At 59.4% G+C, this 13,698-nt stretch carries 8 protein-coding genes and 2 tRNA genes; 2 read left to right on the top strand and 8 right to left on the bottom strand.

Translation table 11 applies throughout. The features are described 5' to 3' along the window. The first annotated feature begins 568 nt into the window (after positions 1–568). Positions 569–865 (top strand): hypothetical protein, encoded by a 297-nt coding sequence (locus tag ACZ5A6_RS15275; protein WP_065687920.1) that lies wholly within the window; start codon positions 569–571, stop codon positions 863–865. Between the two features lie 115 nt (positions 866–980). On the opposite strand, the gene pbpC is transcribed toward ACZ5A6_RS15275, so the two are convergent. The 6 genes from pbpC to ACZ5A6_RS15245 form a co-directional block, all read right to left on the bottom strand. Further along, the gene (gene pbpC, locus ACZ5A6_RS15270; protein WP_065687921.1) at positions 981–3,059 is read right to left on the bottom strand and encodes a penicillin-binding protein 1C; all 2,079 of its coding nucleotides are present in this window, start codon (positions 3,057–3,059) and stop codon (positions 981–983) included. Continuing rightward, positions 3,056–8,500, bottom strand: a complete 5,445-nt coding sequence (locus ACZ5A6_RS15265) for an alpha-2-macroglobulin family protein (RefSeq protein ID WP_464111088.1) — start codon at positions 8,498–8,500, stop codon at positions 3,056–3,058. The genes pbpC and ACZ5A6_RS15265 overlap by 4 nt, the downstream gene beginning before the upstream one ends. A 122-nt stretch (positions 8,501–8,622) precedes the next feature. Beyond that, positions 8,623–8,811: a Trm112 family protein gene (locus ACZ5A6_RS15260; RefSeq protein WP_003511371.1), complete on the bottom strand. Its 189-nt coding sequence runs from the start codon at positions 8,809–8,811 to the stop codon at positions 8,623–8,625. Positions 8,812–8,821: 10 nt separating this feature from the next. Beyond that, positions 8,822–9,493: an LON peptidase substrate-binding domain-containing protein gene (locus tag ACZ5A6_RS15255; RefSeq protein ID WP_003511372.1), complete on the bottom strand. Its 672-nt coding sequence runs from the start codon at positions 9,491–9,493 to the stop codon at positions 8,822–8,824. A gap of 68 nt (positions 9,494–9,561) precedes the next feature. Further along, entirely contained in the window at positions 9,562–10,530 is a 969-nt protein-coding gene (trxA, locus tag ACZ5A6_RS15250; RefSeq protein WP_421418536.1) for a thioredoxin, read from the bottom strand. 54 nt (positions 10,531–10,584) lie between these two features. Then, on the bottom strand, positions 10,585–11,094 hold the full coding sequence (locus ACZ5A6_RS15245) for a prolyl-tRNA synthetase associated domain-containing protein (RefSeq protein ID WP_111789839.1): 510 nt from the start codon (positions 11,092–11,094) through the stop codon (positions 10,585–10,587). 256 nt (positions 11,095–11,350) lie between these two features. Between ACZ5A6_RS15245 and ACZ5A6_RS15240 the strand changes: the two genes are divergently transcribed. After that, positions 11,351–11,425 (top strand) — tRNA-Gly (locus ACZ5A6_RS15240). A gap of 793 nt (positions 11,426–12,218) precedes the next feature. Here ACZ5A6_RS15240 and ACZ5A6_RS15235 read toward each other — a convergent pair. Continuing rightward, positions 12,219–12,295 (bottom strand) — tRNA-Met (locus ACZ5A6_RS15235). Positions 12,296–12,430: 135 nt separating this feature from the next. Further along, positions 12,431–13,627 carry a tRNA 2-thiouridine(34) synthase MnmA gene (gene mnmA, locus ACZ5A6_RS15230; protein ID WP_464111087.1) on the bottom strand — a complete coding sequence of 399 codons (1,197 nt, stop codon included), beginning with the start codon at positions 13,625–13,627 and terminating at the stop codon, positions 12,431–12,433. Between the last annotated feature and the right edge of the window lie 71 nt (positions 13,628–13,698).

Genomic DNA, 13,698 nt, shown 5'->3' with positions numbered 1-13,698 from the left:
AGAGCACAGGATTCCTAAGACAAATTGGGGGTTGCGCCCGGAAACGACGCAATCGATCTGCTCAAAGTCGGGGAAAGCTTCGCTGGTCTTCCAGCATGCCAATCCCGAGCCAAGCTCCGGAGAAATCCGGTGAAGGTGTAGAGACTGGATGGGCAGCACCTAAAAGCCGAAAGGCTCACGGTGAAGGGACAGTCCAGACCACGAACGTCCTATCCAATGGAGATGGGCGGCGGCTAAAGCCGAAGTGGTATGAATCCTGGGGTCGGAGGTTCGAATCCTCTCGTGGACACCATTTTCCTGTAAATTCAGTTTAAAACAATAATATAAAAAAGAGCGGAATGTCGTGACCCGCTTCACTGCTCGCCATGCGGCTCTAGTCCTAGACAAACATAATAGCTGTCCCGTTTCGCTCAGCGTGCACACCGGCATATTCGAACGGCGAAGCATCGATTGGTCACGTTCGTTTTACCAATTAGCTCCGGTCTTTTGCGCGTTTGATCGCAAACACATCTCGTGCATCCACAAACAGCACCTATCTAAGATGCTCACACCCGATGAAGGAGACAGAATGATCAACGAATATGGCCCATACGTACAGATGGGAACGCTTGCAGAGCAGATGGCCACCCGATACCGGATGGACCCAAATCTCGCACTGGAACCGCACCTGTTGCACTATATGGAAGAAGTCGAGGTAAATATCGCTGCCGATAGCTTCGATCATGTTGGGTTCATGCACAAGATCCGCAGCCGGCTGGAAATGACACTGGCGAAGACCGTCGACCCTCGATGCCGAGAATTCCTGCATGCAGTTGTGGCCGCACTTCAGGAGCGTATCGATCGTCATTCACTCGACGTTGCGTGATCGCCGTTCCTCCTTCCACTTTGCATCAGGTCTCTGCAAATGAACTTCTATGACGCGGGCAAGAAGCTGCCTGCGACGCGGCGTTCAGCAGCGTGGTGCGCAAGCCGTCAAAAATTCACTCGATGAAAACGCGCACGCTCGAAGCGCGGCCATCGGCGTCGATCACGGTCAGCGTTGAAAACCCCTGCCCTTCCGGTCGCCATTCGCTGTTGCGGCGGAGCGAAGCATCCGGGAGAGGCCTGCCGTTGGCGAGCCAGCGGAAGGGCGCGCGGCCGCCTTGCAGCTTCAGCACTAGCGGCGAAATGCCTGACTGGCTGGAGAGCTCCACCCTAGCCCCTTCCGGTGGATAGACGATGCGCGGCGCGCTTTCGCGCCTTGAGGCCGAAAGCAGGCCGCTTGCGGTCAATGTGAAACGCCGCTGGTTGGCGGGAAGGTCGCTCACGGCCACCCGCGCGACGCCAGAAGGTGCAGCAGGCATTGGCGTGATCGCCACGCCGGATTTCTCGAAAGCCTCGAAGAGGATCGGGGCTGCCGTCGCATAACCGGCAATGCCCGGGACGGCGCCGTTATCGGCACGACCGACCCAGACGCCGATGACATGCCGCCCGTCATAACCTACCGACCAGGCATCACGGTAACCGTAGCTGGTGCCGGTCTTGTAGGCGATGCCGCGCTGCTTCATGCCGAGTGGCGGCAGCACACCGGACAGGATGTCGGAGACGTTCCAGATCGCAGCGTCGGCAAACAGCCGATCTCCGGCAAGCCGTTGCGGCGCGGAGCGCACACCGTCCCCCAGCCGCACAGGGTCGCCGCCGCCGGCAAGGCCCGCATAAAGCTGCACCAGATCAACCAGCGAAATACCAGCACCTCCTAGCGCAATGGCAAGCCCCGGCGCCTCGGTGGTGGGAAGCACGAGCTTCACGCCCGCGCGGCGGAAACGCACCATCAGCGCAGACGGGCTGACAGCATCCAGAAGCTTTACGGCGGGCACATTGAGCGACAGTTGCAGTGCCTGCCTGATGCTGACATCACCCTGATAGTGCATGTCGAAATTACGCGGGCGGTAACCGGAAAAATCCGCCGGGCGATCCTCGATGATAGTTTCCTGCCCGATGAGACCATTTTCAAAGGCAAGGCCATAGATGAACGGCTTGAGGGTGGAGCCCGGCGAGCGCACGGCGCGGCTCATCTCCACGAAACCGCGCCTTGCAGTATCGAGATAATCAGCCGAACCAACTTCAGCCAGAATATCACCGGTCTGCGCGTCGGCCATGACGATGGCGACTGAGACCTTTTCTGTCAGCTTTTCCGCTGCATGGCGGGCAACGGCTTCTAGTTCCCGCTGGATCGGCAATCTGAGCGTCGAGTGCGCCTCGGTGGCATTGGCAAACTTCACGCGTGCGGCAGCCGCCATGTGCGGTGCATAGGCCGGCAGATCGCGCCGGTTGGCGGGAACGGCTGCAAGGGTCGCCCGCTCTGCTTCGCCTTCACCTACCACGCGTTCCACGGCAAGGCGCTGCAAAACCCTCTCCCGCGCCTGCCTTGCCGCATCCGGAAAGCGGTCCGGTCGGCGTTTCTCCGGCAATTGCGGCAGCGCAACCAGAAGAGCCGCCTCCGCCGTGTCGAGCCGGGCGGGCTCCTTGCCAAACCAGGCGAGGCTTGCGGCACGAACACCCTCAAGATTGCCGCCATAAGGCGCGATATTCAGATAAAGATCGAGGATTTCCGCCTTGTCGAGCCGTCTTTCGATCTGGAGCGCGCGCAATCCCTGCAGAAACTTCGCCGAAAACGACCGGTCGGTGCGCGGTTCGATCAGCCGCGCCACCTGCATGGAAAGCGTCGAGGCGCCGGAGACGATCCGGCCGTTGCTTGCCAATTGCCAGGCGGAGCGCAGCAGCGCCCACGGGTCAATGCCGTGATGGTTGTAAAAACGCTGGTCCTCATAAGCGATCAGCATGCGCAGGAACTGCGGATCGACTTCTGCAGCGCTGGTTTTCAGCCGCCAGCGGCCATCAGGTGTCGCAAATGCGCGCAGCAACCGCCCGTCTTTATCCAGCACCTCGAAGGACCGCTGCTGCGCAGCCTCCAGCGGTGGTGGATAGGCCTTGTCCAGCGCATCGAGACCGAAGGCCGCACCGCCTACAAGCAGAGCGGCCGACACGATGCCGACGATGATCGCCTTTTTTCGCCTCATGGGGTTGCCGAACGCACCTCCATGCGGCCCGTTGCCGTGCGGGCGGAAAATTGCGGCCGGTACATATCCTCGACCGAGGCCGCCGGATGATCATAAGTGCCCGGGGTGACGGCCCGGACCACATAGGCCAGCGTGATTTCCGAACTGTCGCCAGCCGTGCGGTCGAAGGCCGCAACGAACCGGTCGTAGCGGAATTCGGTATGCGCAGCTTCGGTTTCCGGCAACCAGTCGAAATTCGAAAGGGCGGCAGAATTGACGAGGCTCGGATTGTCGATCTCGAAACCGGAAGGCAGAAGGTCAGTCACGAGAATGCGTGCTTGCCAGTCATTTTTAGGCGTGACATTCAGCACCGCCACATAACGCTCGTTCTGCACCACCTCGCTCGCGTTCACCTCCTCGCCATCCATGGAATAATAGGTACGGGTAATGGTGAAGCCCTCGCCACCGGCGGCAAGCGGTTGTGCCGGGGGCGCGACCGTGGTTACCACCGCCGTGACCGGATCAGCCGACGCGTTGGCGATCTTCAAGGGTGCCGCCAGCAATTCGTCGCCGGTCATCCGTTTGCCGAACCCGCCGGTCTGCAAATCGCCGTTCACATCAAGACGGATATCCTTGTCCTCACCTTTGACGGCGCGGGCGGCAAGCAGCATCCATGCCTGTTCCTGGGTGCTGGTATAGGGTTTCTTTTCCCATTCCTTCGCCACGGCACCTGCAAGTTGCGGCACGACGGCAGGAACCGGACGGCTTTCCGCCGCAAGCGCCAGCGTCGCTGCGCCATCACGCAGGGCGGAACCGTAATCCGCCCTTGCGAAGCTAACCTTGGTGGCACGGCTCGCCATATCGAGCGAGGCACCGAACACAGTCTTCGCGCGTGCCTGATCTCCATAAAGCGAAAGGGCTGCGGCAACCTGCGCCTTGGCAAGCGGTGTGGGGAAATCGGCAAGCGCCGTATCCGCATAATATCTGAGATCGTTGATCGCCGCCTTGCGGTTGCGCGCCAGAACGTAAAGCGAATAGGCGATCTCGTTGCCGCGATCCTTGACATTGCTATCGTAGGAAAGACCGTTTTGCAGGTTGCTCAAAGCCTGCACCATCGCCTGTTCGGGAACATCGTAGCCCTGCTCGCGCGCACGGGTCAGGAAGTCGCTGATATAGGCATCCAGCCACAGATCTCCGTAACCGGGAGACCAGAGGCCGAAACTGCCGGAACTCGACTGGAAGGAAAGCACCCGGTAGATCGCCTCCTGCACGCGGCGGCGGGTATCCGGGTCCTCGGCAATGCCGCTATCCTTGGTCATTTCCGAGAGATAAAGCAGCGGCAAAGCGCGGCTCGTCGTCTGCTCGGCGCAGCCGTAAGGATATTTGTCGAGCATCATCACCAGCGCCGGAATATCGAAGGCTGGCGAGCGTGTGACGTTGACGGCGACGGACGAACCGAGAAGCATGCTATCGGCCAGAAGGTCGCCATTGATCGTCAGGCTGCTATTGGGCGCGATCTTGATTTCACGCCGCGTCGTGACCGGCAGAACGGCTGGACGCACGGGAACATTCAATACCTGCTCCAGCGAAAGACCGGCGGCATTGGAGACCTTGATGGTGATTGCGCCATTGCCCGGCTGTTCGCCTGTCAACGGCACGGTCAGCGACGACTTCCCGCCCTTTTGCAGTGCCAGGGTCTGCGACATCTCACCCTGATCGACTGTAAGTGCCGTGTTGCTGGTCACATCCAGCCGGTAGTCGCCGGCCTCGCCATCGGTATTGGCGATATCGAGCCGCAATTGCGAGACATCGCCGGGCGCGAGGAATTTCGGTGCACTGGCAGTCACCACCACGGGGTCTCGAATGACGGCGTCGGAGACCGCATGTCCCACGCCCGTCTTCGTCCAGGCGACAGCCATGATGCGGGCCGTGCCGTTGAACTGAGGAATATCGAAGCTCACCGTCGCCTTGCCGTCTGCGTCAAGTTCGACAGGTCCCGAGAAGAAGGCCACGAGCTTTTCGGTGGGCGGGCTGCCCTGCAGTGCTGCGCCCCCGCCATCACCGCCCGTTCTCAGGCGACCGGTGGCGCCAAGCGAACCGTCGATCAGGCGGCCATAGAGGTCGCGGATTTCCAGCCCCAGCCGTCGCTGACCGAAATACCATTCATCCGGCTTCGGCGGTTCATAGCGGGTGAGGTTCAATATGCCGACATCCACAGCCGCGACGATGACATAGGCCTTTTCGCCCACGCCCGCGCCAGCGACACTGATCGGAATTTCGAGCGGCTGACGCGGCAGCGTCTTCTGCGGCGCGCCTAGCGTTACCGCAAGCTTGCGCTCGGCGGGATCGACGGCAAGCCACTTGATGCCTATGGCGCGCATCGGCATGCGGCTTTCCTGCGCATCGCCCGGACGGAACAGCGTGGCCGTCACATACGCCCCCGCGCCCCATTCCTCGGTAACGGGAATGTCGATCTCGCCGCCATCCTCACCGATCTCAGCATTCTGCACGGAAATCAGCTTTTCCGAACCTGACGTGACCATCAGCTGACCGGCAAAACGCGACGATACCTTGAGTTTTGCGGTATCGCCGATCTTGTAGTTTTGTTTGTCCAGCGCGATTTCCAGCGCATCCGGCGTCTCTGTCGAGCTTGCCTCGACGTAGAAACCAGCATCGAATTCGACGCTCGAAACCGGTGCGCCATTGCCGGCACCTTCCACTTCCAGCCTGTAGCGGCCCCAGGTGACAGGCACGGAAATCTCCCCGCCATTGGCATCGACGGAAACCGTGCCGGTTTCGGTCTGTTTGGTATATTCCACCGGTTCGTACCGCCAGGAGTTACCCTGACGATACCATTGATAGTTTCGCTCTACCTTGATGAGCTTCCAGCTGAGGCCACTCATCGCCTGTTTCGCGCCATCAGCTGTCACGCCGATAATGTGGAAACGGCCAACGGAATTCTGGGCGAGATCACCCGAAAACTGCGGTTTGATGCCGATGACAGGTGCTTGCGCCTTCACCGGCAGCGTCAGAGATCGTTCGACGGCGCGGCCACCGGCCTCGCGCATCCGAACGGTGATGTTGGCGGAAAGCAGCTGCGTGGTGGAAGGCAAATCCGTCAGATCGACATTGAAGCTTGCCTTGCCTTCTTCGTCCAGCGCCGGAAGATCGGCAAGTGCGGTGCGATTTTCCTCTTCGCTTTCCTCATCCGCTAGACCGAAGAAATAACCCTCGAAGTCGGTACTCGTCCGGGTTGGCTTGACGGCGACCTCACCTTCCAGCGTCAGGCCAGCTGCGGGCGCGCCGTAGAGATAACGGCCATCGACGTCGATTGCCGTTTCCGCGCCCGGCTCGATCTGTTTCACCTTGCTGGAGAGATCAAATTCGGTGCGATCAGGCACGAAATCATCGACCAGAAAGCTCTTTTCGCTGATCGCAGCCGTTTTCGGATCGGTATGAATGCGCAGCGTCCAGGTGCCGCGCATGGCATTCGCCTGCAAGGGCAGATCGACCGCATGGCCGCCGAGCGCCTTGCCGTCACTCACGAAACGCCGGTCCTCGACGCCATCAGGACGCGAGAAGATGAAGGTTAGCGGCAGATCCTCGATCGCCTTGCCGTCAACATCACGGGCCAGCGCTGCCGCGTGCACGGTCTCGCCGGCGCGGTAGATGCCGCGCTCTGTCCAGCTGAACACGTCGATGGCGCCGGGGGCCGCGCGGCCAGTCACACCACGGTCGGAAAGATCGAAACCGGCGCGCGTCATGTCCAGAAAGACGTAGTCCTTGTCGCCGTTGCGAGCTGTGAGGATAGCGGGCGCCTGCGCCGCTGTGCCACGCATCAGGCCCGCCGAAAATACTGCCCTGCCGTCTGCATCCGTCTTTGCCGTGCCGAGCACTTCGTTGTTCTTGGCGAGCAATTGCAAGTCCACCCCGCCAAGCGGTGCGGCGCTGCCGAGCGAGCGCACGAATACGTTCAGGCCATCGGTGCCGGCATAGGTGGTGATGCCCGTATCGGAAACGAGGAACCACTGCGTGGCGCGCGAATCCCATGTCTCCGGTGCGGTGCCGGGCGGTACGGCGGTCAGCACATAGATGCCGGGCTTCCGCTCCGGCAAGGCTTCGTCCACCGGAAAGCTCGTCACTACGTCCTTGTTGAGGTCCGGCTGAATGTCTATCGAACCTTGCCAGACCAGCTCGCCGATCTCGTTTTCAATACGGTCGGCGTTGTAACCGTCCATCTGCGTCAAAAACTGCGAGTTTGCCAAGACCGACGTGATGTTACGGTCGCCAATACGGTAAAGCTTCAGATCGGCCTTCTCGGCATTGACCGAAACGATGGGAATGCCGCGCCGCGCCGTGCCCGGCAGCACGAAGTTCTCGCCGGTGAAGCGGACGCTCGCTGCACGGTCACGCACGTAGATATCGAGATCGACCTGCTTTTCCAGCGGTTCTTCCACCGAGGACGGCAGGCCGGCGCGGAACGCAATCTTGTAACGCTGACCATGGGTCAGCCCCTCGACGCAAATCTCACTGCCCTTCGCCTCGATCGCCTTGGGTGCAGCACCATCCAATGTGACGAAAGAGGAATAATCGACACCGTTCTTCACCAGCGGTTCGGAAAACTGCACGCATGCGCGCGGGCTGACATTATCCGTATCAATCGTATTGTTGATGACGCGGAATCCCTGGCGCGTGCGCAGATCGGCATAGGCCGCCTTCGTCTGCGCATTATCGGAAAGTGTGAGGCTCTCCTTATAGGCATTAAGCGCCGCGCGATAATTCTGGGTCTTTTCGAAAGCCTGGGCCAGCCGGTTCAACGCCTCGGTGCGGGCACTGACCGTGCGGCTCAACTGATAGGCATTGATGGCAGCGGAAGCGGCCTGGCCGGCAATCGCGTAATTGTCGGTAACCTGCGCCGCCCTTTGCGAAAATTCGGCCCAGAGAGCACCGTCATCGGGCGAAATCGCAAGAGCCGCCTTGTAGGTTTCGATCGCGTCGGCTGCCGCCTGCTGCCTTGCCGTTTGCAGCAGGCTCTCCAGTCCCTGGCTCTGCTGCTCCGCGCTTGCCGCAAGGCCCGATTTCAGCCGGCGCGCTTCCTGCTGCAGGCTATCAGTCACGAAAGAAAGACGCTGCGGTGCACCGATATCGGCTTCAGCGACAACCTGCACGATCTTGCCGGCGACGGCACCGGGGAAGGCATTGAGCTGATTGAAATCCGATTTAAGGAAACACCATTGCACCTTGGGATTGTAGGTGAACGCCTTGCAGGCGGTATCGCCGACGCAAATCTCGCCGCACTGCTCAAGCGAGACATTCTGCTCGGTTCTGAGATCGAACCCGAAATAATCGCCATTTTTGGTGGTAACCACCTTGCGGGAAGGTTCCGCCGCCACAGCTGGAATAAAAGTAATGGCGGTTGAGACCGCAATCAACGAGATCCGGACGAGCGCGCGCAACGACATCAGTTTTCTCCCCGCAACAGACATGTCGGGCGGGACTCTGGTCAAATCCACGCACGGTTGTCAACGCATCATCGTCAATTTGCGACGTGACACTGTGGAGAGAGCGGCAGGCAGGGCTAACGCTAGTCTTCTAATTTGCGCGCTTCGGAAATCAGCATGATCGGCACCCCGTCGCGGATCGGGTAGGCGAGCCCTGCGCTTTCGGACACCAGCTCGTTGCGGGCGCGATCGTAGGAAAGACGTCCCTTCGTCAAGGGGCAGACCAGCAGCTCAAGCAGCTTGGGATCGGCATTGCTCATCCTGTCGTCCATGGCGGCGATCCTACTGCAGCACAGTACCGGCCTCGCCCGAGCCCTGGGCAAGAACGATCTCGGTGATGGCGATCAATGTTTCGGCCCGCGTCCTCAGGTCAGGCGCTTCCAGCAGCGCCTGCTTTTCGGCGGGACCAAAGGGAGACATCATGGAAAGCGAATTGACGAGGACACGATTGCCTGCGCGCTCCACGCTTTCCCAATCCGCTTCCAGCTGGTTCGCATCCAGAAACGCGCGGAACACCCGCAGCAGATTTTCGCGGTCCACAGCGTCCTCATCATACTCGCCGGAAAGATCGGCGATGAAGGGCGCGTGCCGGAAACTGCGATAGGGTTTGCCCACATCCACCTCTTCCAGCAGGCGGAAGCGGCAGATGCCGGTGAGCGAAATGACATAACGCCCATCCCCGGTTTCCGAAAAGGAAGTGATGCGACCAAGACATCCGACAGCGCTCAAAGGACCACCATCATGCCCCCCCTCAATGACGTGAAGGGCCGGCTGCACCATGCCGATGACCCGGTGGCCGGCCAGTGCCATATCGATCATGGCGAGGTATCTAGGCTCGAAGACATTGAGCGGCAGGTGGCCTTCCGGCAAAAGCAACGCGCCCGACAATGGAAATACCGGCACAGTTTCCGGCAAATCGTTGTTCTTCACATATCTCGCATTTCCGACATGCATGGGATCAAGCCCCCTGTTCACCGCTGCCCGGCCGGCGGATCAACCGCCATGGCCGGGATATGCCCGCATTACGAAAACAAGATCGCCGAAAGCTTCCGGCGCCCGGCCACACTTGCCGGATCCTTGAAGCCCCAGGCCTCGAAAAATTCCAGAAGCTGGCGGCGCGCGCCGTCATCATCAAAGGTTCTGTCCTTGCGCATCACATAGAGCAGATGGTCCGCTGCCTCATCCCGCCGCCCTTGAGCGTTGAGGACCTTGGCAAGCTTCACACGCGCCTCGTAATTATCGGGATCGAGCGCGAGATCACGTTCCAGCGCCACCGGGTCGCCAATCTTGCGGGCTTCTTCATATTGCGCGATCTTTTTCGAGACGAGCTGAATGCCAGCATCTGCGGCCACTTCCGCCGGCAGGGACGAGAGGAGTTCGCTTGCCCGTTCATATTGTCCAACGGCAATCATGCATTCGGCAATACCAGCGATTGCGGCGGCGTTTTCGGGATCGGCCTGCATAACCGCGCCGAACAATTGTGCCGCACCATTATGATCGCCATCCGCCAGAAGCTGCTTTGCCTCTGCCAGAACCGCTTCGATCTCAGCCTTCGGATCACCCGCATCAGGTCCGGCGATCTTGTCGATGAACTGCTTGATCTGGCTTTCCGGTACCGCGCCCATGAAGCCGTCCACCGGCCTGCCATCCAGGAAAGCAACGATGGCGGGAATGGACTGGATGCCGAGTTGGCCTGGAATAGACGGGTGATCGTCGATATTCAATTTCACAAGCTTCACGCGGCCATTCGCCTCGTTTACTGCCTTTTCGAGAACCGGCGTCAGCTGCTTGCACGGGCCGCACCACGGTGCCCAGAAATCCACCAGAACCGGCTGGTGGCGCGATTCCTCGAGAACATCCTTGGAGAAGGCCGCCGTTGTGGTGTCCTTGATGTGACCGGAAGACGCGCCGTACAGCTCCCCGCTATATTGCGCGTTGCCGGACATCTGCCCGCCATAGGAACTGCCGTAAGGATTGTTCGTGCCGCTCATGCCGGTCTCCCGTAATCTCTGTCGTATTGTCTTGGTTGAAGCAAAGATCGTATCTCACTCGCTGACTTTCAAGACAAGCGGCGTGTGGCCGGTCGCCTCCAGGAAGCGAATGAGGTCTTTGTTTCCTATCGTCGTCGTCTGGTCGTTGGAAAGCGGGTGACCGTTGATCAGCTCGTTTTCCAGAAGATCGCTGTCGAGTACGAAGGTGACCTGCCCACCGGTGTCGTTGATGGCGCCGAAAACCGTGACAGATCCCGGCACGACACCCAGATATTCAAGCATTTTTTCCGGCCTGCCGAAGGATACGCGGCTTGCCGCGCCAATCGTCTTGTGAACGCTTTTCAGATCGACGACCGCGTTCTCCTCAACGGTCAGAACGAAATATTGATCCTTCTTGTCCTTCACAAAAAGGTTCTTCGTGTGACCGCCCGGGATTAGATCACGCAACGACTGGGATTCGGCAACGGTGTAGACCGGCTGATGCTGTTTTGTCTTATGCTCGATGCCAAGCCCGTCCAGAAACGCGAACAAGTCCGCTGCCGTCTTCGGAGAATTTTCCGCCATATCCTGCCGCCTGCCTTTGCCGATTCCGATATCCTCTCCGTCATGATTAAGGGGGCAACCGCGGCTTGGCAACGCGTGAAAAAGCGACGGCGCGAAAATTCCCAATCATTTCCGCCGCTTGTCGCATTTCTCAAAGAAATTTTCGCGTTTTTGTCATTTCCCTGTTGCATTCCAAAATCGATTGAGCGATATAGCGCCCGTCGCCGCATTGCGGTGGCCCACGGTTCAGCGTACTACCCCGGACCGATGGATTTGAGCGGGTGTAGCTCAGGGGTAGAGCACAACCTTGCCAAGGTTGGGGTCGAGGGTTCAAATCCCTTCGCCCGCTCCAAAATTTCCCAGGACACAGTTATTTGCGTTATTTCGACTTCTTATGAAGACGCCACTACTGGTCTGTCGGCTTGTCGTGCATGATTTTTATCGGGCGACATGTAATCAGGCGGAACTTATGGCAAGGATATCCGTTCTTGACGCGAGGCTCCTAACCTCAGTTCCCCTCTGAATTGCCCGCCGTGAGCGGGCATTTTTTTGTCACCCCGTGAAAATACCATTTGGCACAGGGAACAGCTTCCGGGCGCATCGCGTTTTCCTGCGTTGTTCAACGCGAGGGGATAGCTCATGTCCATAAATCTCAGACGAACTTGTGTGGTTGCCGTATTTGCCGTCCTGTCCATCCCGGCTGCTTCTTTCGCTGCCGACATGATCACTTACGGAAGAGAAACGGCCCCGAAATACAAAGTGCACCATCATCCACGTGCCGTTGCAAATGTGTATGCTGCCGGCGCGCCCTTACGCTGCAACGAGAATATCGTGTCTTACCGCTCCCCTTACGAGCGGCATACGGAAGTGGTTACTCTCTGCCATCCGCCGCTAAACTGGCAAACAGAGTCTTCTACCGCAACAATATGGTCGCCTTGATCTTGTCATAATTCATTTGATGTGCTTTTGTTCGCTCGCCCTTGTGGGAGGGGGTAAAGGTTGAGACCCGCTGGCTGTTTCGATACGGCAAGCGGGTTTCCCTTTTTTTGGCGTCCGGCCAGCCACAGGCAGTGCGAGGAATGCCGCAAATTCTCAACGTACGTCCAGAAGACGACGCAAACTTTACTTTTCTCATTGAAGATGAATGGTAGCGGGAGAGGGACTTGAACCCCCGACACGCGGATTATGATTCCGCTGCTCTAACCACCTGAGCTACCCCGCCACAGGGAAAACGTGACAGCCATGTGACCGTCCGCTCCATCAGGATGAGCGGCTTATAAGGTGCCGCTCCCCAAAGTGTCAAGCGCATGACGCGCAAAAAATTCGCTTTCCACACGACGGTGAAAACCGAATTGTTTCAGGCAGCAACCGGCTTTTCCAAAAGCGCCTTCAGCGAAGCCTCGGCGTCCACCGAGCGTTCCGAACGTTCGATGAAACCACCACCGTAAACGCGGGCATCAGCGCCCGGTGCAGAATAGAGCACGCAGGCCTGACCGGGAGCGACACCCGCCTCGCCGGTCATCAAATCCACGTAGATGCCGTTTTCATCGGCATGCAACATCGCTTCGGTTGGCGGGCGGGTGGAGCGCACCTTGGCGAAGCAGGCAAAGCCCTGCCCGGCCTCGTCCGCAAGCGCGCCATCGCCAAGCCAGTTCATGTCTCGCAGATAGACACGGCGGGTCTCCAGCGCCTCCCGCGGGCCGACGATGACCCTGCGGCCACGCGCATCGAGATGCACGACATACAGCGGCTCTCCAGTCGCGACACCAATACCCCGGCGCTGACCGATGGTATAATGCACGATACCGTCATGGCGGCCGAGTACGCGCCCGTCCAGATGGACGATATCGCCCGCGAACGCCGCATTTGGCTTCAGCTTGTTGATGATATCGGTATATTTGCCCTGCGGCACGAAACAGATGTCCTGACTGTCGGCCTTCTTGGCGACGACGAGACCCATGTCTTCCGCCAGCGCGCGTGTTTCGGCCTTGGAGAGACCGCCGAGCGGAAACCGCAGATAGTCGATCTGCTCCTGCGTCGTTGCAAACAGGAACCAGCTCTGGTCACGATCACTATCGATCGGGCGATAGAGCGCGCGGCGTCCTGGTTGGCCGGCAACGGGATTGGGACGCGAGCGGATGTAGTGGCCGGTCGCCAGCGCATCTGCGCCGAGTTCCTGAGCAGTGGCGAGCAGATCGGCGAATTTTACCGTCTGGTTGCAGGCAACGCAGGGGATCGGCGTTTCACCCATCGCATAGGCTTCGGCAAAGGGATTGATGACGGTTTCGCGGAACCGCGCTTCATAATCCAGCACATAGTGGGGAATGCCGAGCGTTTCGCAGACCCTGCGCGCATCGTCAATATCCTGTCCCGCACAGCAGGAGCCGGCGCGGTGCACAGCCGCACCGTGGTCGTAAAGCTGGAGAGTTATGCCGAGGACGTCATAGCCCTCGCGCTTGAGGATACCGGCCACAACCGAAGAATCGACGCCACCGGACATGGCGACAACGATCCGGGTGTCTTCCGGCCTCTTGTCAAAATCGAGCGTATTCACGTTTTTTCCCATCGTCAGTCATAACGGGGGTAAAGGCCCCGCCGCCTGTCGGTCATCCGCTGCGGGAAGCC

The sequence above is a fragment of the Agrobacterium sp. 6Ca8 genome, from assembly GCF_055382765.1.
The sequence above is the reverse complement of the archived record's forward strand: the minus strand, read 5'-3'. Positions and strand labels throughout refer to the sequence as shown.